The organism is Alsobacter sp. KACC 23698 (assembly GCF_045348435.1).
Classification (GTDB): Bacteria; Pseudomonadota; Alphaproteobacteria; order Rhizobiales; family Beijerinckiaceae; genus Alsobacter.
The window spans coordinates 483,509-501,574 of record NZ_CP157484.1 but is presented as its reverse complement, the minus strand read 5'-3'; the positions used below and the strand labels follow the sequence as shown (position 1 = coordinate 501,574).

The following is an 18,066-nucleotide window of genomic DNA, read 5'->3' as shown; positions in this document are numbered from 1 at the left end:
GCTCGCTGCCGTAGCTCAGTGGTAGAGCACTCCCTTGGTAAGGGAGAGGTCGAGAGTTCAATCCTCTCCGGCAGCACCAGCGATTATCCTCCGAAAACTCGCTTTGGCCGGCCGCCTTCAGAGTCCGGCTTTACGGCCCCTCGTTTTGGATCACAATCACGGGGCGGCAGGCTGGGCCACGAGTGGGCCCGGGCCAGGTCGACTGTACTCCCATCTTGAGACAGACCGCCCAACTGCGGCGGCCCTGCCCGGCAAAGCAGCGGCTGAAGCTCTCTTTTCCCGCATGGGTTGCGGTTGACAGGGCCATACTCGCGTGAAACCGTTATAGTCGTCTATGACAGTTCCAGGCGATGGAGATCGGTCATGCCTTCCGATGAAAGCCCCGGTCAGGCGCTTGCGGCTGCGTCCCGCTTCTATCCAGCGCTGGACGAGGACCGGATCGCGGCCCTGGGCGGCCGGCTGGAGGAGATCGTCAGCCTCCTTCACGCAGGCGCGTTGACCGAGCTCCAGCGCCAGGAGATGCGCCTGAGCCTGAAGGCGCAGATCGCCAGCAGCGAGGCGCTGCATCGGGTCAGGCTGCTGAACTCCGACGAGCCTGCCTTCATGTTCCACGCCTGCCAGGAATAAGGCCCGTGACCAGCGACGATGTCGCCTTCCTGTCGATCCGGGAGCTCGGGGCGCTGCTGCGCAAGGGCGAGGTCTCGCCCGTCGACCTGGCGAAGCTCTATCTGGAGCGCCTGCACGGAATCGGGACGGCGATCAGGGCCGTCGTCACCATCATGGACGACGTCGCCCTGCGGGAGGCGAAACTGGCGGAGTCCGAGCTGCGCGGCGGGCTCGACCGCGGACCGCTGCACGGGATTCCCTATGGGCTGAAGGACATCGTGGCCGCCGCGGGCGCGCCGACGACCTGGGGGGCTCCGCCCTTCGTGGAGCAGAGCTTCGACCGCGAGGCGACGGTCGTGACCAGGCTGAGGACGGCCGGCGCGGTCCTGGCGGCCAAGCTGGCCACCATCGAGATCGCCGGCGGCATGGGCTACGACCATCCGGACGCGTCCACGACGGGACCGGCCGCCAATCCGTGGGACCCGAACCGCTGGACGAGCGGATCCTCCAGCGGGCCCGCCGGCGCGGTCAGCGCGGCCGCGGTTCCGTTCGCCATCGGCAGCGACACCAGCGGATCCATCCTGTTCCCGGCCGCCTATACGGGCACGGCGGGGCTGCGCGCCACCTATGGACGCGTCAGCCGGGCGGGCGCGATGACGTTGTGCTGGACCTTGGACAGGCTCGGGCCGATGTGCCGCACGGCCGACGATTGCGGCCTCGTGCTGGAGGCGATCGCCGGCCCCGACCCGCAGGACCGCTCCAGCCTGGCGCAGCCCTACCGCTATCGCCGGCCGAACCCGCGCCGCTCGGGCTTCCGCTTCGGCGTGGTGGAGGGATGCTGCGACGGGGCGGAGCCGGAGGTGAAGGCGAGGTTCGAGGAGTCGCTCGCTGTTCTGGGCGACATCGGCGCGCTGGAGAGCGTGGAGCTGCCGGACTTTCCCTATGCGGAGGTCACGCAGACCATCTCGGGCGCCGAGGCCTATGCGGCCTTCGACGAGTTCATCGCCAGCGGCCGCACGGCGGAGCTGAAGGCCCGCAAGGCCCAAGGCCACAGGCTCGCCGCAGCGGTGTTGCCGGCCCACGACTATATCCGCGCGCAGCGGATCCGCCGCCTCATCGCCGACAGCGTGTCCGAGCTGGCCGGCCGCTATGACGCCCTGCTGGCGCCTTCGCTCGGCGTGGTGGCCTGCAGGATCGACGAAAATTTCGAATACGGGCTGCCGGGCGCCTCCGGGCGGCGACCGCTCAACCTGGCGGGCGTGCTGTCCGGCGCGCCGACCGTGTCGATCCTCAACGGCTTCGGCGAGGGCGGCCTGCCGACCGGCATCCAGTTCGCCGGCGCGCCGTGCGCCGAGAACGCCATCCTGGACGCCGCCCACGCGCTGGAGCAGCGCCTGGGCCTGAGCCGGCTGCGGCCGCCGCTCGCCGCCGCGGCGTCCCCGGGCGCGCCGCACGGGAGGGCTGCGCCATGAGCAGCTACGTCCTGCGGCGCATCCTGGCGATCGTCGCGCTGGCCTTCGGCATCAGCGTCATCGTCTTCCTGATCATCCGGCTCATCCCGGGCGACCCGGTCGCGGCCCTGCTCGGGACCGGCGCGGGCGACAAGGAGGTCGCGAGCCGGCTGCGGGCGCAGCTCGGCCTCGACCTGCCGATGCACGTCCAATATCTGCAGTGGATCTCGGCCCTGTTCCACGGCGACTTCGGCTATTCCTATGGCAACCAGCAATCGGTGACCTCGCTGCTGGCGGCGAACTTTCCGGCCACGATCCAGCTCACCATCGCCGGACTGGCCGTCTCGCTCAGCTTCGGCATGGCGCTCGGCATCCTGGCCGCCGTGAAGCGCAATCGCGCCGCCGACACCGCCGCCATGACGGTGGCGCTCACCTTCATGTCGATCCCGAGCTTCTGGCTGGGACTGCTCCTGATCCTGGCCTTCGCGGTGACGCTGCCCTGGTTCGACGTCGTCGGCGGCACGTCGCTGAAGGGCCTCGTCCTGCCGGCGACCACGCTGGCGCTGGGCTCGATGGGGTTCAACGCGCGCTTCGTCCGGTCCAGCATCATCGCCGCGCAGGTGCAACGGCACGTCATCACCGCGCGGGCCAAGGGCATCAGCCGCGTGCAGGTGTTCGTCAGGCACGTGCTGCGCAACGCGCTGCTACCGATCCTGACCATCGTGGGCCTGCAGGTGGGGCAACTGCTCTCCGGCACGGTCATCGTCGAAACGGTGTTCTCGCGCCCCGGCATCGGCAGGCTGCTGGTCCAGGCCATCCTGGCGAAGGACTATCTGACCGTGCAGGCCGTCGTGTTCATCATCGCGGGCATCTATGCGCTGACCAACTTCATCGTCGATCTCCTCTACCCGGTGTTCGACCCCAGGGTCGCGAGCAGGTGACCGGGCCATGACGATTCACAGCGACGCCGCCCCCGCCCCGCTCCCGCCGTCGCCGGCCGTGGACGACCTGCAGGACGCCATCACCCCCAAGGTCCCGCGCTGGCGCGTCGCGCTCAGGGCGCTGCGGCATCGCAGCCTGCTGGCGGGCCTGATCATCTGCATCGTCTTGACCGCGCTGGTGGCCGCAGCGCCGCTGCTGACGCCGCTCGACCCCAATGCGCAGGACCCGATGGCGACGTTCTCGCCGCCCTCGCTGGAGCACCCGATGGGGGCGGACGCGTTCGGGCGCGACCTCTTCGCCCGCGTGCTCTATGGCGGGCGCACCACCATGCTGGCGAGCCTGCTGGTCGTCGTGCTCGGCTGCGTGTTCGGCGCCAGCATCGGGCTGATCGCCGGCTATTTCGGCGGCGCGGTCGGCTTCGTCATCATGCGTTTCGTCGACCTGCTGCTCGCATTTCCGGGGATCCTGCTGGCGCTCACCGTCACGGCGATCTTGGGCCCGGGGCTCATCAACGGCGTGATCGCCATCGCGGTCATCCTGGTGCCGGTCTATGCGCGCCTCGTCGAGGGCGCCACCGCCGAGGTTCGCAACCTGCCCTATGTGGACGCGGCGATCACGCTCGGGGCGGGTCCGTGGCGCATTATCGCGCGGCACATCTTCCCCAACGTCCTGTCGGGCGTGATCGTGCTGACCACCACGTGGCTGGGCATCGCGGCGCTGTGGATCACGGCGCTCGGCTTCATCGGGCTCGGCGTCCAGCCGCCCACGCCCGAATGGGGCAGCATCCTCAATGACGGGCAGAACTACATCACGCTGGCGTGGTGGATCACGGTGTTTCCCGGGGCGTTCCTGTCGCTGTTCGTCATTGGGGTGAACCTCATCGGCGACGGCCTCAGAGACGAACTCGATCCCACGCTGGCCCGGCGATAGCGGCCCAGAAGCAACGCCCCCCTTGGACGGAGTCGAACCATGCAGAAGCGAGCCCGCACCCCCCTCTCCAAGCAAGCTTTCGCCAAGCAAGCTTTCGCCGCCGCGCTCGCGGCCGGCGCCCTGTCGCTGGCGGCGCAGGGGGCGACCGCGCAGACGCCCAACAAGAACGCCAAGCTGACGGTGGGCTGGGCCGAACCGATCGACTCGCTCAATCCCGCCACCACCGGCGCCCGCAATGTCGGGCCGCTGGCGATGAACATCTTCGACACGCTGGTCTGGCTGACGCCCGAGTTCGAGGTGACGCCGCATCTGGCCACCAAGTGGACCGTGTCCGACGACGGCAAGACCTACACCTTCACCCTGCGCGAGGGCGTGACCTTCCATGACGGGACGCCCTTCGACGCGGAAGCCGTCGTGGCCAACATCAAGTACATCACCGACAAGGCCACCCAGTCCAAGATCTCGCTCGGCCTGCTCGGGCCCTGCGGGACCGCGGAAGCCGTCGACAAGATGACCGTCAAGTTCACCTGCGCGACGCCCTATGCGCCGTTCCTGGCGCAGCTGGGCGAGCCCTATCTCGGCATCCAGTCGCCCAAGGCGATCGCCGAGTTCGGCAAGGACCTGGCTTTGCACCCCACCGGCACGGGTCCCTTCGCCTTCGTCAGCTACGAGCCCAACCAGAGCCTCGTGCTGAAGCGCAACGAGGCCTACAACTGGGGCCCGGCGGCGGTGAAGCATTCCGGCCCGGCCAACATCGCGGAGATCAAGTTCCAGATCGTCCCGAATTCGCAGGCCCGCGTCAGCCAGTTCCAGAGCGGCCAGTCGCAGATGATGCAGCAGACGCCGGGCGTCTACTGGAACGCCTTCCAGAAGGCCGGGACTTACACGGCCATCCCGGTGCCGATCAGCGGGCTTGGCATCTTCGCGCCGATCAACGCGTCCAAATGGCCGACCGACGACATCAATGTCCGCAAGGCCATCCAGTACGCCATTGACAAGAAGGGTGTGATCCAGCTCGCCGAAGCCGGCGTCTTCCCGCCCAGCAACACGCCCCTGCTGAAGGGCATGACCGGCTACGACGCCTCGCTGGAGGACTCCTACCCGTATGATCCCGCCAAGGCGGAGGAGTCGCTGAAGAAGGGCGGCTGGACCAAGTCCGGCGAGTTCTGGGAGAAGGACGGCAAGCGCCTCGCCTTCACGATCAACGCCATCGCGACGGTGCCGTCCTACCCGCTGCTCGCCCAGGCCATGCAGGGCTATCTGCGCAAGATCGGCATGGACGTGCAGGTGCAGCAGCTCGCGACGCCGGCCTGGCTGGCCGCCAACACGAGCGGCGAAATGTCGATGACGCCGCTGCAGTATATCGGCGTCGACCCCGACGCGCTCCACTTCTGGTTCCTGCCCAACGAGTACTTCAACTGGAGCAAGTTCTCGGATCCGCAGCTCACCAAGCTGATCACCGAGGGCCAGCAGGAGCGCGATCCGGCCAAGCGCACCAGGATCTATCACGAGGCGCAGAAGATCATCATGGACAACGCCGTGATGATGCCCATCCGCCAGAACATCGACCTGGTGATGACCTCCAAGAAGCTGACCGGCGTGACCTATGCGGGCGGGGGCTTTGAATATCTCTGGGCCGCCTCGCTGGCCGACTGACACGACACCGAGCAAGAGGAAACAGAGCCAGTGACAACGCTGATCAAAGCCGACCGGCTGATCGACGGCACGGGGGCGGCGCCGGTGCGCGGCGCCGTCCTGGTGGTCGACGCGGGCAAGATCGTGAGCGTCCAACAGGGCCAAGCGCCGGAGGGGCTCGTCCCTCCGGACGCCGAGGTGCTCGACTTCCCCGGCTGCACGATCATGCCGGGGATGATCGACACCCACGTCCACCTCAACCTGCCGGGCGACGGAACCTCGCTGGAAGACGCGGTGAGGGAGCCGGAGGGCGTACTGGTCGCCACCTCGGTGATGACGGCCCAGCGTGCGCTGGCGGCCGGCGTCACCACGGTGCGCGACGTGGGAGCGCTGCGCAGCACCGCGATCCATGTGCGCCGGACGCTGGAGCTCGGCTACGGGCTCGGCCCGCGGGTCCTGGCCTGCGGCCAGCCGATCACCATCACGGGCGGACACACCTGGTACATGGGCGGCGAGGCCGACGGCGAGGACGCGCTTCGCCGCAAGGTGCGCGACATGGTCAAGCTCGGCGCGGACTTCATCAAGGTGATGGGCAGCGGCGGCGGCACCGTGAACACCATCTCGTACAAGCCGTCCTACCGGCGCGAGGAGATGGCGGCCCTGGCGGACGAGGCCCATCGGCTCGACCGCAAGATCACGGTGCATTGCCTGTGCGCGGAGTCCACGGACTACGCCATCGCGGCCGGCGTCGACCAGATCGAGCACGCCGGCTTCATCGCGGACGCCAAGGGCAACCAGCGCTACGACCCCGCCGTGGTGGACAGGCTCGCCCGCTCGGGCATCCCGGTCACCAGCACGCTGGCGGTGGGCGGCGCGGTCCTTCGCACCATGCGGGCGAAGGAGAAGAGGACGCCGGACGAAGAGGCGCTCCTGACGCGCTGGATCAAGATGTTCGACGAGAACCTGCTGCATTTCCGCAAGATGCGGGAGGCGGGCGTGCGCTTCGTGGCCGGGACGGACGCCGGCTGGCGGTTCACGCCCTTCGACGGGCTGCCCTTCGAGATGTCGCTCATGCATGAGGGCGGCATGCCCAAGGCGGAGGCGATCACGGCTGGGACCGGCTACGCCGCGGAGGTGATCGGCATCGCCGACACGGTCGGCGCGCTGAAGCCCGGGCTAGCCGCGGACGTGATCGTGGTGGCGGGCGATCCGACGGACGACCTCGGAGCGCTGGAGGACGTCAGGCTGGTCATGCAGGCCGGCGTGGTGCGCAGCCGCTCCGGCGGCGCGGCTTCAGGTCGGGCGGCGCGATGACGGGCGGCGCGATGACGGCGCGACGGCGGGACCGGACATGCTGAGCGGGACGCGTCCAGGACAGGACGGCGGAGCGGGCTCGCCGCTCTCCGCCGGCGCGCCGAAGCTTCTGTCCGTCCAGGAGTTGCGGACGCATTTCCGGACCGCGGCTGGCGTCGTGAAGGCGGTGGACGGCGTCAGCTTCTCGATCGGCGCCGGGTCCAGCCTCGGGATCGTGGGCGAATCCGGCTCGGGCAAGAGCGTCACCTCGCTGTCGATCATGCGCCTGATCGAGCCGCCCGGCTTCGTGGCCGGCGGCCACATCCTGTTCAAGGGCCGCGACATCGTCAGCTTTTCGGAGCGGGAGATCCGGGGCCTGCGCGGCCGTGACATCTGTCTCGTCTTCCAGGACCCGATGGCGGCCCTGAACCCGGTCTACACGGTCGGCGACCAGGTGATCGAGGCGTTGCAGGCCCACCAGGACATGGGCCGGCGCGAAGCCCGCGACCGGGCCATCGCGCTGTTCAAGATGGTCGGCATCCCCGCGCCCGAACGCCGGGTCGACGATTATCCGCACAAGCTCAGCGGCGGCATGCGCCAGCGGGTCACCATCGCGATCGCGCTCGCCAACGAGCCCGACCTGCTGATCCTCGACGAACCGACCACGGCTCTGGACGTCACCATCCAGGCCCAGATCCTCGATCTGGTGAAGGACCTGCGCCAGCGGATCAACACGGCCGTGCTGCTCATCACCCACGACATCGGCGTCGTGAAGGAGATGTGCGAGGAGGTCGTGGTGATGTATGGCGGACGCGTGATGGAGCGCGGCGCGACCGCGCAGGTGACGGGCGCGCCGCGGCATCCGTATACGGTCGGGCTCCTCTCCTCCATCCCGAGCCCGGCCATGAAGGGCCGGCGCCTCAACGCGATCGGCGGCTCGGTGCCGAGCCCCCTGCGCATGCCGCCCGGCTGCCCGTTCCAGCCGCGCTGCCCGCACGCGATGCCGGTGTGCGCGACCACGCCCGAGCTTCGCCCCACCGACAGCGGCAGCCTGGCCGCCTGCTGGCTTTACTAGGATGCGCGGATGACGAGCCAGGGCCACGCAGACCCGCAGGAGCACGCCGCGCCGGGCGCCGACGCCATGGGCGAGACGCTGCTCGAGATCCGCAATCTCAGGACCTGGTATCCGGTCCGCAGCGGCGTCTTCAACCAGAAGACCGAGTGGCTGAAGGCCGTGGACGACGTCTCCTTCGCGATCCGCAAGGGCGAGACTTTCGGCCTCGTGGGCGAGTCCGGATGCGGCAAGTCCTCGCTCGGCCGGTCGATCGTGCGGCTGGAGCGGCCGCAGTCCGGCCAGGTGCTGTTTGAGGGCGAGGACGTCCTGACCGCGTCGGAGCGCCGGCTGAAGGCGCTGCGGCCCCACTTGCAGGTCATCTTCCAGGACCCGCATGGCAGCCTGGATCCGCGCATGACCATCCGGCAGATCATCGCCGAGGGACTCGTGATCCAGGGCGAAGCCGGCCGCGACGAGCGCGACGAGAGGGTCGAGCACCTGGTCAGGGTGGTGGGGCTGCGAAAGGAGCATCTCGACCGCTACCCGCACGAGTTCAGCGGCGGCCAGCGCCAGCGCATCGGCATCGCGCGGGCGCTGGCGCTGCGGCCGAAATTCGTCCTGGCCGACGAGGCGGTCTCGGCGCTCGACGTGTCGGTGCAGTCGCAGGTGCTGAACCTCCTGTCGGACCTGCAGGAGGAGTTCGGGCTCACCTATCTGTTCATCGCGCACGACCTTTCGGTCGTGGAGTATTTCAGCGACCGCGTGGGCGTCATGTATCTCGGCAAGCTGGTCGAGGTCGCCAGCGCGGAGGATCTCTACGCCGACCCGCGGATGCCCTACACGCAGGCGCTGCTGTCGGCCATTCCGGGCGGGGGGCAGGACGGCAGGCAGGAGCGCATCATCCTGCGCGGCGACGTGCCGAGCCCGCTCAACCCGCCGTCCGGCTGCCCCTTCCGGACCCGATGCTGGATGGCGCAGGACGTCTGCGCCCAGGCGACCCCGCCGCTGCGGGAGGTCCGCCCGGCCCACTGGGCGGCGTGCCATTTCGCCGACTGACGCCCTTCTTCCCCCGGAGATCAAGATGCTGGCGATCCACCACCCCGACCAGGCGCTGCACGATCCCGACCAGGTGTTCCGGACCGGCCGCTTCATCGCGCAGCCCGACCGCAGCGAGCGCTACCGGATCTTCCTCGACGCGGCGCACCAGGATGGGCACGCGATCGTGGAGGCGCCGCTGGGCGGCCTCGAGCCGATCCTGGAGGTGCACGACGCCGGCTATGTGGCGTTCCTCCAGACGGTCCATGCGCGCTGGTCGGCGCATCCCGACTATGGGCCGGTCGCGATCCCCAACGTGCATCCCACCCACCGGATGCACCGCAAGCCGACGGAGTTGCTGGGCGAGTTCGGCTGGTACTCCAACTCGACCTCGTGCCCGATCACGGCCGACACCTGGCGCTCGGTGAACGCCAGCGCCCAGGCGGCGATCCATGCGGCGGACCGCCTCGCCGGGCCGGAGCGGGCCGTCTACGCCCTCTGCAGGCCGCCGGGCCACCACGCCTATCCGGACCTGATGAGCGGCGTCTGCTTCCTCAACAACGCCGCCATCGCGGCGCACCGGCTGACGAAGAGCCACGGCAAGGTCGCGCTGGTCGACATCGACGTCCACCACGGCAACGGGACACAGTTCATCTTCTACGAGCGCGCCGACGTCCTGTTCTGCTCCATCCATGTCGATCCCAACCTCACCGCGCCTTATTACGCCGGGTATGCCGACGAGTGCGGGGCCGGCGCCGGCCAGGGGCTGACCTTCAACCAGCCTCTCCCCTGGGGCACGCAGGACCCCGCCTGGCTGGACGCCGTGGAGGGCGCGCTCTCCCGCGTCCGGGCCTTCGCGCCCAGCGCGCTCGTCGTGTCGCTCGGCTTCGACGCCGCCGAGCACGACCCGGTCGGGGCCTTCGGGATCACCGGCGACGGCTTCGCCGAGGCGGCGCGGCGCTTCGCCCGCCTCGCCCTGCCGACCCTGCTGGTGCAGGAGGGCGGCTATCTGAGCCCGCATCTCGGGGGCTATCTGAGCCGCTTCCTCGGCGCCTTCGAACGCCCCTCCGCCTGACCCACGAGAAGGATGACGACCATGCAGACGTTGCCGCCGCTCCGGACAGGCCGGGCCCGCAGGCTGACCGGCTCCCTTACGCCATTCGAGGGCGTCGAGCTCTCCTTCGTCATCGTCGAGGGGCCGCGGCCCGGGCCATGCCTCGTCGTCACCGCGGGGGTGCACGGCTCCGAGTTCTGCTCGGTCGAAGCCGCCGTCAGGCTGGCCCAGACGCGGCCGGAGGACATCAGCGGCACGCTGCTGGTGCTCCCGATCGTCAACCAGCAGGGCTTCTACCGGCGCAGCATCTATGTGATGCCGCAGGACGGGAAGAACCTGAACCGCATGTTCCCGGGCGACCCTGAGGGCAGCGCCAGCCAGCGTCTGGCGCACTGGCTGGTCGCGAACGTCTATCCGCAGGCGGACGCCTATCTGGACCTGCATGGCGGCGACCTCGACGAGAGCCTCGCGCCGTTCACGATCTTCCCGAAGGGCTGCGCCAGGTCCGAAGCGCTCGCGGCGGCGTTCGGCGTCCCGATCGCGGTCGCGGCGACCCGGGCCGGTTCCACCATCATGGCTGCGAACGCGCTGGGCGTGCCGAGCCTGCTGCCGGAGGTGAGCGGAAACGGCCTGTGGGGCGAAGACACGGTGGCGCAGCTCACGCGCGGGTTGCATGGCGTCATGCGGTCCATCGGCATGCTGCCGGAGGAGCCCGGCTCCCCCACCCCGGCGAGGCCGGAGATCATGACCATGTGGGTGCCGACGGCGCCCTGCTCGGGCCTCTGGTACGCCCGGGCCGAGGTCTCCGACATGGTGGAGAAAGGCGCGGTGATCGGTGAGATCCGGGACGTCTTCGGCGAGGTCCTGGAGACCATCCGCTCCGAGCAGGACGGCCGGATCCTCTACCGGCTCACCAGCCTGTCGGTGAACCAGGGCGAGGCGCTGCTGGGCGTGGGCTCGCCGCTGGCGGCCTGAGCCCCGTTTCAGCCGCGGCCGGAGCGCCGGGCGAGGAAGTCCGAGACGCGGGCCAGGCCGGCCTTCAGGATCTCGGGCGCGTTGGCGTAGCCGATCCGGACATGGCCCTCCATCTCCATGGCCGAACCCGGCGTGAACAGCACGCCGGTCTCCTGCAGCAGGGCGATGCAGACGTCGCGGGAGGGCATGTCGAGATCGTATTTCAGCAGGGCCGTGGTGCCGGACCTGGGGCGCACCCAGGAGATGAGCGGCTCCCGCTCGACCCACTCCGCCAGCATGGCGAGGTTGCCGCGGGTGATCGCCTGGCTGCGGGACAGGACCTTGTCGCGGTTCTCCAGCGCCAGCGTGGCGAAGTAGTCGTCGATCACGCCGACCGAGATGGTGTTGTAGTCGCGGTGATGCATGACGGCCTCGATCGCCTCGGCCGGGCCCGCGACCCAGCCGAGCCGGAGCCCGGCGAGCGAGAACGCCTTCGACATGCCGGCCGTGCTGACGCCCTTCTCGTAGACGTCGGCCATGGAGACGGTCATGCCGTCCCCCTCCTGGTCGGTCCCGCGATAGACCTCGTCGCACAACACCCAGGCGCCGCTCGCCCTCGCGATGGCGGCGATCTCCTCCAGCATGGCGCGGTCCATCAGCGCGCCGGTCGGGTTGTTGGGGTTGTTGATGGCGATCAGGCGCACGCCCGGCGCGGCCAGGTCGCGCAATTCGGCGAGGTCGGGAAGGAAGCCGTTCTCCTCCCGCAGGCGCAGATGCACGACCTCCGCGCCGATGCTTTCCGGGATCGAATAGTGCTGCTGATAGGTCGGGATCACCGAGATCACGCGGTCGCCGCGCGACACCAGCGCCTGGTGCACGAGCGAGTTGGCCCCGATCGTCCCGTGCGTGACGACGATGTTGGAGCGCGCCTGGCGCTCATACATCGACGCGATGGCGTCGCGCAGCCGGTCCGACCCCTCGATGGCGCCGTAGGTCATCTTCATCGGCAGCAACTCGGAAAGGCCGGGGTCGTTCTTGCCCGCGAGGGCGAGGAGCTGGGCGATGGTGAGGCTTTCGACGCAGGTCTCCGCCAGGTTGAGCTCGCACCGGGTCTCGAACTCGTTCATCCAGATTTCGACGCCGAACGGGCGGATATGCATCGCGTGTCTCCAGGCCGGGCTGCCGGCTGGAGCCTTGTAGCGACGATCGGGCGCGGAATCACCCCCGCCCTCCCCCGTCCGGCGCGATGCTTGCGCGCGCCGCCGCGCCGTTGGGATGACCTGTGAGCTCAGGCCGCCATCGTGAAGGCGTCGGCCTGCTGGACCTCCTCCGTGACGACGGTGAAGCGCTTGAGCAGATGCGGGCCGAAGGAGGTGATCATGGCGACGTCCGCCGCGTCGCGGCCGCGCGCGATCAGGATGCGGCCGATGCGCGGCTGGTTATGCCTGGCGTCGAACGTGTACCAGCGCCCGCCGATATAGGCTTCGAACCAGGCGTTGAAGTCCATGGGCGCCGGATCGGGATCGACGCCGATGTCGCCCAGATAGCCGTTGCAGTAGCGCGCGGGAATGTTGAGGCAGCGGCACAAGGTGACGGCCAAATGGGTGAAGTCCCGGCACACGCCCGTAGCCTCCCGATAGGCCTCGGACGCGGTGCGGGTGGCCCGGGCCTGCGGGTAGCTGAAGACGAGGCTGCGGTTGACGAAGTCGCAGATGGCCTGGACCTTCGCCCAGCCGCCCTCGATCGCGCCGAAATTGCTCCAGGCGAGCCCTGCCAGGAGGTCGGTCTCGCAATAGCGGCTGCCCAGCAGGTAGGGCAGCACATTGGCCGGCAGGGAGGCGGGCGGGATGGCCTGCGCCGCCCAGTCCACCGGGTCGGGCTTTCCGCTGTCGCGGGCCACGCCGTCCAGGCGCATCGTCAGCGCGCCCGGAAGGGCGGTGACGCGGCGGCTGACATTGCCGAAGGCGTCGACGAAGGTCTCGACCGGGACATCCTGGCTCACCGAGAACGGCGTTTCCCGGATGATCGAGGCGCGCCGGTCGGGATGCACATCCATGGCGGTGACGAGGGTGGTGGGCTGGCTGATCTCGATCTCGATATCGAAGCCGTAACGGATGAGCATCGGGGGACCTGCTGAGGCGCGAGCGTAAGGGATGTCCTCGCAACGGGCGGCGGCCTCGTCGGTTCCCCGGCTCGCAATTTGCTCATTTCATGGGCAAAACTGACGCTTCTGGAGCCCCGTTTTCGGAGGGGCGCAGCAGGCGGCTCAGCCCGCGAGAGGCCTCACCGCCAAAGCGAGGTCGGCCGCGAAGGGCGGCAGGGACAGGGTCAGCACGCCATGCCGGCTCGCACCCTCCAGGTGCGCGACCGGTTCGCCCGCCACGGTGTCCCACCCCGTAGCCCGATAGCGTCCGGACGCCAGCCCCGGGATGGACAGCGTGGCGGACACGGGCGCGGCGGAGCGGTCCACCATGCCGCGCTCGTTCAGCGCATCGGTCCGGAGCAGATAGACGAGCGCCTGCCGGTCGTCGCCGCAGGCGGTGACGTGCAGAGCGGCGGGGCTCGTCACCTGCGCGTCGATCGCGACGCGGCGGAAGGACAGCCAGTCGATTGCGGGCATGAAGCGCGACAGCGCGGCCTGGGCCGCCCGCATGCCGTCGGTCAGGCGATGGGGACGCCGGTTCGGCCAGCGCATGCCGCCTCCGGCCCCTCCGGCCGCCAGATGCGCCCACTGCATGTGCCGGAAATACTCGTCGTCGAAGTCCTCCGGCAGGGTCTTCTTCTTATCCTTGAACAGGTGAATGGGGCCATGCTCGGTGTCGAGATAGGGCCGCATGTCCCTGATCTCGGCCAGATGCGCCCGCACGTGCCGCGCCATGTCGAGGGCCGGGTCCACGGTGTTCTGCGGGTCGTCGATAGTGCCCATCTGGTAGACGTGGATGGTCGCGAAATCGAGATCCGGGTGCCGGAACAAAGGCTCGTTCATCGGCAGGTGGCCGCGCCACTCGAGTTCAGGACCAAAGAGCGACACCGTCTGGGGATGGCTGCGGCCATAGAGGTCGCGCTCCAGCCGGCGCACATGGCCGGACAGGTCCGCGATGAATTCGGGGAAGCAGTCGGCGCTGTCGCGGGCCTGCGCAGGGTGGATCTCGTTCCACAGGTCCCACGCGAAGAACGCGCCCGAGCCGCCCCAGCGCCGGACGACGAATTCCAGCCGCGCCTTGATGGCCTTGCGGGTCTCGCCGCAAAGAAGAAACTCGGCCGGCGACGCCAGCGGACCCCCGAGGGCGCGGTTGTAGGGGTGCCAGTCCCATCGCAGCCACGTCCAGAACGTGTCGAAGGGCGTGATCAGGAAGCGCAGGCCCCTGCGCTCGGCCATGGCGAAGAAGTCGTCCCAGAGCCGGATCATCGCCGGCACGAAGACGCCGGCCGGACGCTCGAAATGGCGATGACGGATCTGCGCGTATTCGAGCATGACCCGGATCACGGTGGTTCCCTGGGCGGCGAGGCCGGCCAGATAACGGTCCACCCCTGGCAGGTCGCGGCGACGAAACAGCCCGTTGAGATCGACCCACGAGATCGCGTCGTTGTAGCCGATGGGGTGCCAGGGTTCGCCGTTTTCGGTCTGGAAATAGGGCGCGCCCGGCGCGCCCTCGATCCAGGGCTGCCTGACAGGCGAAATCGACGCATGCGGCGCGAGGCGGCGCTTCAGATCAGACATGAGGCGGGCGACCCATGGGGCCGGGTCGCTTCGCGGTGAGGGCTCGGGACAACATCGACGTCTCTGGCGCGGATCGTGGAACTCTGGATAAGCGGGACCGCGCAACGATCGTTCCCGAACACCGGAGTTCCGTCCGCCTCGCCGTCGGCGTCCTCAATGCCTGTAGGCGGGCTCCTCGGCGTCCAGCACGCGCTTGACGCTCTCCAGGTGTAGGCGGGCCGACTCGGGGTCGCCCTCGCGCATCTGCCGGGCGGCGGCTTCTGCGACCGCGGGCGCGATGGGCTTGACGGCCCGCCCCGTCGCCATGGCGAGGCACTGGGCCTGGCAGGCGCGCTCGAGGTAGTAGAGGTCGTCCCAGGCTTCCGCGATCGTGGGGCCGAGCACCAGCACGCCATGATGCTTCATGAACACGATGTCGGCGTCGCCGATCGCGCCGGCGATCCGGTCGCCCTCGCTTTCGTCGAGGGCGAGCCCGTTATAGTCCCGGTCCACCGCGGTGCGGCCGTAGAATTTGAGCGACGTCTGACCGGCGAAGAGCAGCGGGTCGCCCTCCGTCATGGCCAGCGCCGTGGCGTAGGGCATGTGGGTGTGGAACGCCGCCCGGGCGCGCGGGATGGCTTTGTGGATCCGCGCGTGGATGTAGAAGGCGGTCGCCTCCGGCTGGCCGTCGCCGTCGACCACATTGCCATGCAGGTCGCAGACCAGGAGCCGCGAGGCGGTGAGCTCGCGGAAGGCGTAGCCGTAGGGATTGACGATGAAGAGGTCGTCATAGCCCGGCACGAGCGCCGAAAAGTGGTTGCAGATGCCCTCCTCCAGTCCGTTCCGGGCGGCCATCCGGAAGCAGGCGGCGAGGTCCACCTTGGCTTGCCGCACAGCGTCCGCATCGAGCCTGGGCTGGTTGGGCCCGGCGGAGGCGGACGGGGCGGCGGCTGGGCCGAGGGAATGAGCCATGGGCGGTGTGCTCCGGAATGTTTCACCGCCGCCACTGTAGGGGCAGGAGCATCGCCGGCCCAAGTCCTTGGCGCGCCCCCTCACCGGTCCTTGTGGATCGCGGCTCCGCCCTGTCGCGGGGTCCGCGGTCGGAACCGAGCTCCCGCCCAAGAGTTGTTGGCGCAACTGCAATGGCTGAGGAGACACGTCCATGAAAGCGATCTTGCTCGCGACCGCGCTCTGCGTGACCGGCGCCGCAGCGGCGACCGCCCAGGAATTCTCGATCGGACCCGGCGGCGTAACCGTGGGCCGCGACCGCGACCGTGATTTCGATCGCCGGCGCTGGGACCGTCGCCACTATGACCGCGACTACACGACCGGAAGCGTGCGCGGCGGCTGCCGCTACGTCACGATCACCAAGGAAAATGACGACGGCGACACTGTCACTCGCCGCATTCGCCGCTGCGACTGATCTCCAGTCCGCGGACTCCTGCGCCCGGCTGCGGCCGGACGCCTCAAGGCCGCTTCCAAGCGGCCTTTTTTCGTGTCCCGCCGGTCATTCGGGATACCAGCACTCGGCTCCCATGCCGATCGTGTCCACCACCTGGCACGCGGGGGCGGCGGCAAGGCCCGACGCGGGCGTGATGCGCAACAGGAAGAGCGATCCGACGATCGCGGCCAGAACGACGATGACGGCGCCGAGAGCGGCGGCGGATCCGGGGACGGCGAGTGCGACGCGCATGGGATGCTCCTGTTGAGAGATCCGAGTATGCAGGCCTCCTCGCAGCCCCAGCGTGCGCAACGTCACATGACGGGCGAAAACGCCTCGTCGGGGTTCGTCGTCAGGGCCGGCGCGACGCCGGCCCTCTGCGATGACGCGTCCCTCCGGGGGAGCGCGCAAAAAGGTCCGGTCAGGCGCCCACGGCGTCGCTGACGCACTTCTTGGTGAAGCTGGTCTTCGCCGCGCCGGAGAGCTTCTTTTCCGCCGAGGCGGTCGAGCACGTCTTGGCGGCGTCGGACTCGCACTTCTTCATGAAGCTGTTCATGGCGGCGCCCGCCAGCTTCTTTTCCGTCGCCTGAGCTTTGCAGGTCGTCTCGGCGAAAGCGCTGGTGGTGGCCAGGGCGCCCAGCACTAAGGCCATTGCAATTGCACGCATGTTTTCCTCCTGAGGCTTCGACGCGGGGCCGAACGGGGGAACTCTGCATCAAGTGCAGCATGGCTACAACTGCGCTGTTCGCGCCCGGGAAGGCCGGCTCGACCGGCGCGGCCGCGGCGACTTCGCCATCGGCGCGGCGCGGAAAACGAGGGCCGGAGGACGCGCCAAGCCGCTTGACCGGGTAGGATTATCAGCCGATAAATAGCACGAGGCCGTTCTGCGGCCCATCAACGCGTCCCGCCCGCAAGGGTCAGAAGGACGCCGGACAACATCTGGGAGATCGCCATGCCGCCCCTCGCGCGTCGCCTCGCCGTCCTCGCCGCCGCCACCCTGACGCTGTTCTCCGGACAGGCCTTCGCGGAGCCGGTGAAGATCCGGATCGGTTGGTCGACGATGCCCGGGCACATGATCCCGGTGCTCTACTCCAAGCCCGAGATCCTGAAGCATTACGGCAAGAGCTATACGGTCGAGCCGATCCTGTTCCGGGGCAGCTCGCCGCAGATCACCGCCATGGCGGCGGGCGAGATCGACATGGCCGCCTTCTCGGCCCTGACGCTCGTTTTGGCGGTGACGAACGCGCGCCAGGACGTGAAGGTCGTGGCCGACATCATCCAGGACGGGGTCGGGGACCACCACTCCGAAACCTTCATGGTGCGCAGCGACTCCGGCATCAACACGGTCGCCGACATGAAGGGCAAGCGCGTCGGCAGCAACGCCATCGGGTCGGCCTCCGACACGGCCATCCGGGCGATGTTCAAGAAGAACAACATGAACGACAAGCGCGACTACACGGTCGTGGAGGTCGCCTTCCCCAACATCCCGCCCATGCTCGACGAGGGCAAGATCGACATGGGGACGGTGCTGCAGCCGCAGTCCGGCCAGTTCATCGAGAGCGGCAAGTACAAGGTGCTGTTCCGCGCCAAGGACGCCGTCGGCCCGTCGCAGCTCGTCTTCCTCACCGCCCGGACCGACTTCCTGGAGAAGAACCGGGACGCCCTGAAGGACTTCTTCGAGGACCATGTCCGCGCCATGCGCTGGTTCCAGGACCCGGCGAACCGCACCGAGGCGGTCAAGATCATCGCGGACTTCATGAAGCAGACGCCGGACAAGCTCACGCATCTCTTCACGAACAAGGACTATTACCGCGACCCCTTCATGTTCCCGAACATCAAGACGCTCCAGGACAGCATCAACGTCACCCAGGAGGTGGGCCTGATCCCGGCCAAGATCGAGGTCGCGCCGAAATATGTCGACCTGAGCTTCGTCGAGGAGGCCAAGCGGCGCATCGAAGCGGGCCGCTGACC

Annotated in this window: 18 protein-coding genes and 1 tRNA gene; 13 read left to right on the top strand and 6 right to left on the bottom strand. The window is 68.8% G+C overall.

The genetic code is table 11. The features are described from left to right. Nucleotides 1–4: 4 nt before the first annotated feature. The 11 genes from ABEG18_RS02240 to ABEG18_RS02190 all read left to right on the top strand — a co-directional run bounded on the left by ABEG18_RS02240 (nucleotide 5) and on the right by ABEG18_RS02190 (nucleotide 10,975). Nucleotides 5–79: transfer RNA gene (locus ABEG18_RS02240), tRNA-Thr, on the top strand. Nucleotides 80–363: 284 nt separating this feature from the next. Continuing rightward, nucleotides 364–627, top strand: coding sequence for a hypothetical protein (locus ABEG18_RS02235; protein ID WP_406856469.1), 264 nt, complete (start codon nucleotides 364–366; stop codon nucleotides 625–627). 5 nt (nucleotides 628–632) lie between these two features. Beyond that, nucleotides 633–2,078, top strand: a complete 1,446-nt coding sequence (locus ABEG18_RS02230; RefSeq protein ID WP_406856468.1) for an amidase — start codon at nucleotides 633–635, stop codon at nucleotides 2,076–2,078. Continuing rightward, nucleotides 2,075–2,998 (top strand): ABC transporter permease, encoded by a 924-nt coding sequence (locus ABEG18_RS02225; RefSeq protein ID WP_406856467.1) that lies wholly within the window; start codon nucleotides 2,075–2,077, stop codon nucleotides 2,996–2,998. Before ABEG18_RS02230 ends, ABEG18_RS02225 begins: the two co-directional genes overlap by 4 nt. Nucleotides 2,999–3,005: 7 nt before the next feature. Continuing rightward, a complete protein-coding gene (locus tag ABEG18_RS02220) occupies nucleotides 3,006–3,929 on the top strand; it encodes an ABC transporter permease (RefSeq protein ID WP_406856466.1) in 924 nt (307 codons plus the stop codon). 39 nt (nucleotides 3,930–3,968) lie between these two features. Continuing rightward, nucleotides 3,969–5,585: an ABC transporter substrate-binding protein gene (locus ABEG18_RS02215; protein WP_406856465.1), complete on the top strand. Its 1,617-nt coding sequence runs from the start codon at nucleotides 3,969–3,971 to the stop codon at nucleotides 5,583–5,585. Nucleotides 5,586–5,615: 30 nt separating this feature from the next. Beyond that, a complete protein-coding gene (locus ABEG18_RS02210; RefSeq protein WP_406856464.1) occupies nucleotides 5,616–6,878 on the top strand; it encodes an amidohydrolase family protein in 1,263 nt (420 codons plus the stop codon). 37 nt (nucleotides 6,879–6,915) lie between these two features. After that, nucleotides 6,916–7,932, top strand: coding sequence for an ABC transporter ATP-binding protein (locus tag ABEG18_RS02205; protein ID WP_406856463.1), 1,017 nt, complete (start codon nucleotides 6,916–6,918; stop codon nucleotides 7,930–7,932). Nucleotides 7,933–7,998: 66 nt separating this feature from the next. Then, on the top strand, nucleotides 7,999–8,967 hold the full coding sequence (locus tag ABEG18_RS02200; RefSeq protein ID WP_406858517.1) for an ABC transporter ATP-binding protein: 969 nt from the start codon (nucleotides 7,999–8,001) through the stop codon (nucleotides 8,965–8,967). A 25-nt stretch (nucleotides 8,968–8,992) separates the two neighbouring features. Further along, nucleotides 8,993–10,021, top strand: a complete 1,029-nt coding sequence (locus tag ABEG18_RS02195) for a histone deacetylase family protein (RefSeq protein WP_406856462.1) — start codon at nucleotides 8,993–8,995, stop codon at nucleotides 10,019–10,021. Between the two features lie 21 nt (nucleotides 10,022–10,042). Next, complete coding sequence (locus tag ABEG18_RS02190; protein ID WP_406856461.1) at nucleotides 10,043–10,975, top strand: succinylglutamate desuccinylase/aspartoacylase family protein; 933 nt, start codon at nucleotides 10,043–10,045, stop codon at nucleotides 10,973–10,975. 8 nt (nucleotides 10,976–10,983) lie between these two features. Here ABEG18_RS02190 and ABEG18_RS02185 read toward each other — a convergent pair whose 3' ends face one another. The 4 genes from ABEG18_RS02185 to ABEG18_RS02170 all read right to left on the bottom strand — a co-directional run bounded on the left by ABEG18_RS02185 (nucleotide 10,984) and on the right by ABEG18_RS02170 (nucleotide 15,626). Beyond that, nucleotides 10,984–12,114: an aminotransferase gene (locus ABEG18_RS02185; RefSeq protein WP_406856460.1), complete on the bottom strand. Its 1,131-nt coding sequence runs from the start codon at nucleotides 12,112–12,114 to the stop codon at nucleotides 10,984–10,986. 128 nt (nucleotides 12,115–12,242) lie between these two features. Continuing rightward, on the bottom strand, nucleotides 12,243–13,076 hold the full coding sequence (locus ABEG18_RS02180; RefSeq protein WP_406856459.1) for a transglutaminase family protein: 834 nt from the start codon (nucleotides 13,074–13,076) through the stop codon (nucleotides 12,243–12,245). A 144-nt stretch (nucleotides 13,077–13,220) separates the two neighbouring features. Then, nucleotides 13,221–14,675, bottom strand: coding sequence for a hypothetical protein (locus ABEG18_RS02175; protein ID WP_406856458.1), 1,455 nt, complete (start codon nucleotides 14,673–14,675; stop codon nucleotides 13,221–13,223). A 153-nt stretch (nucleotides 14,676–14,828) separates the two neighbouring features. Further along, a complete protein-coding gene (locus tag ABEG18_RS02170; RefSeq protein ID WP_406856457.1) occupies nucleotides 14,829–15,626 on the bottom strand; it encodes an aldolase in 798 nt (265 codons plus the stop codon). A gap of 190 nt (nucleotides 15,627–15,816) precedes the next feature. On the opposite strand from ABEG18_RS02170, the gene ABEG18_RS02165 reads away from it, so the two are divergent. Continuing rightward, nucleotides 15,817–16,077, top strand: coding sequence for a hypothetical protein (locus tag ABEG18_RS02165; protein WP_406856456.1), 261 nt, complete (start codon nucleotides 15,817–15,819; stop codon nucleotides 16,075–16,077). An 84-nt stretch (nucleotides 16,078–16,161) separates the two neighbouring features. On the opposite strand, the gene ABEG18_RS02160 is transcribed toward ABEG18_RS02165, so the two are convergent. Next, nucleotides 16,162–16,347: a hypothetical protein gene (locus ABEG18_RS02160; RefSeq protein WP_406856455.1), complete on the bottom strand. Its 186-nt coding sequence runs from the start codon at nucleotides 16,345–16,347 to the stop codon at nucleotides 16,162–16,164. Between the two features lie 169 nt (nucleotides 16,348–16,516). Then, on the bottom strand, nucleotides 16,517–16,762 hold the full coding sequence (locus ABEG18_RS02155; protein WP_406856454.1) for a hypothetical protein: 246 nt from the start codon (nucleotides 16,760–16,762) through the stop codon (nucleotides 16,517–16,519). 285 nt (nucleotides 16,763–17,047) lie between these two features. Between ABEG18_RS02155 and ABEG18_RS02150 the strand changes: the two genes are divergently transcribed. Further along, nucleotides 17,048–18,064 (top strand): ABC transporter substrate-binding protein, encoded by a 1,017-nt coding sequence (locus ABEG18_RS02150; protein ID WP_406856453.1) that lies wholly within the window; start codon nucleotides 17,048–17,050, stop codon nucleotides 18,062–18,064. Nucleotides 18,065–18,066 lie beyond the last annotated feature (2 nt).

Coding starts and splice junctions, on each gene's coding strand:
- ABEG18_RS02235 (WP_406856469.1), top strand. CDS start 364: ATGCCTTCCGATGAAAGCCCCGGTCAGGCGCTTGCGGCTGCGTCCCGC.
- ABEG18_RS02225 (WP_406856467.1), top strand. CDS start 2,075: ATGAGCAGCTACGTCCTGCGGCGCATCCTGGCGATCGTCGCGCTGGCC.
- ABEG18_RS02220 (WP_406856466.1), top strand. CDS start 3,006: ATGACGATTCACAGCGACGCCGCCCCCGCCCCGCTCCCGCCGTCGCCG.
- ABEG18_RS02215 (WP_406856465.1), top strand. CDS start 3,969: ATGCAGAAGCGAGCCCGCACCCCCCTCTCCAAGCAAGCTTTCGCCAAG.
- ABEG18_RS02205 (WP_406856463.1), top strand. CDS start 6,916: ATGCTGAGCGGGACGCGTCCAGGACAGGACGGCGGAGCGGGCTCGCCG.
- ABEG18_RS02200 (WP_406858517.1), top strand. CDS start 7,999: ATGGGCGAGACGCTGCTCGAGATCCGCAATCTCAGGACCTGGTATCCG.
- ABEG18_RS02195 (WP_406856462.1), top strand. CDS start 8,993: ATGCTGGCGATCCACCACCCCGACCAGGCGCTGCACGATCCCGACCAG.
- ABEG18_RS02190 (WP_406856461.1), top strand. CDS start 10,043: ATGCAGACGTTGCCGCCGCTCCGGACAGGCCGGGCCCGCAGGCTGACC.
- ABEG18_RS02185 (WP_406856460.1), bottom strand. CDS start 12,114: ATGCATATCCGCCCGTTCGGCGTCGAAATCTGGATGAACGAGTTCGAG.
- ABEG18_RS02180 (WP_406856459.1), bottom strand. CDS start 13,076: ATGCTCATCCGTTACGGCTTCGATATCGAGATCGAGATCAGCCAGCCC.
- ABEG18_RS02175 (WP_406856458.1), bottom strand. CDS start 14,675: ATGTCTGATCTGAAGCGCCGCCTCGCGCCGCATGCGTCGATTTCGCCT.
- ABEG18_RS02170 (WP_406856457.1), bottom strand. CDS start 15,626: ATGGCTCATTCCCTCGGCCCAGCCGCCGCCCCGTCCGCCTCCGCCGGG.
- ABEG18_RS02165 (WP_406856456.1), top strand. CDS start 15,817: ATGAAAGCGATCTTGCTCGCGACCGCGCTCTGCGTGACCGGCGCCGCA.
- ABEG18_RS02160 (WP_406856455.1), bottom strand. CDS start 16,347: ATGCGCGTCGCACTCGCCGTCCCCGGATCCGCCGCCGCTCTCGGCGCC.
- ABEG18_RS02155 (WP_406856454.1), bottom strand. CDS start 16,762: ATGCGTGCAATTGCAATGGCCTTAGTGCTGGGCGCCCTGGCCACCACC.
- ABEG18_RS02150 (WP_406856453.1), top strand. CDS start 17,048: ATGCCGCCCCTCGCGCGTCGCCTCGCCGTCCTCGCCGCCGCCACCCTG.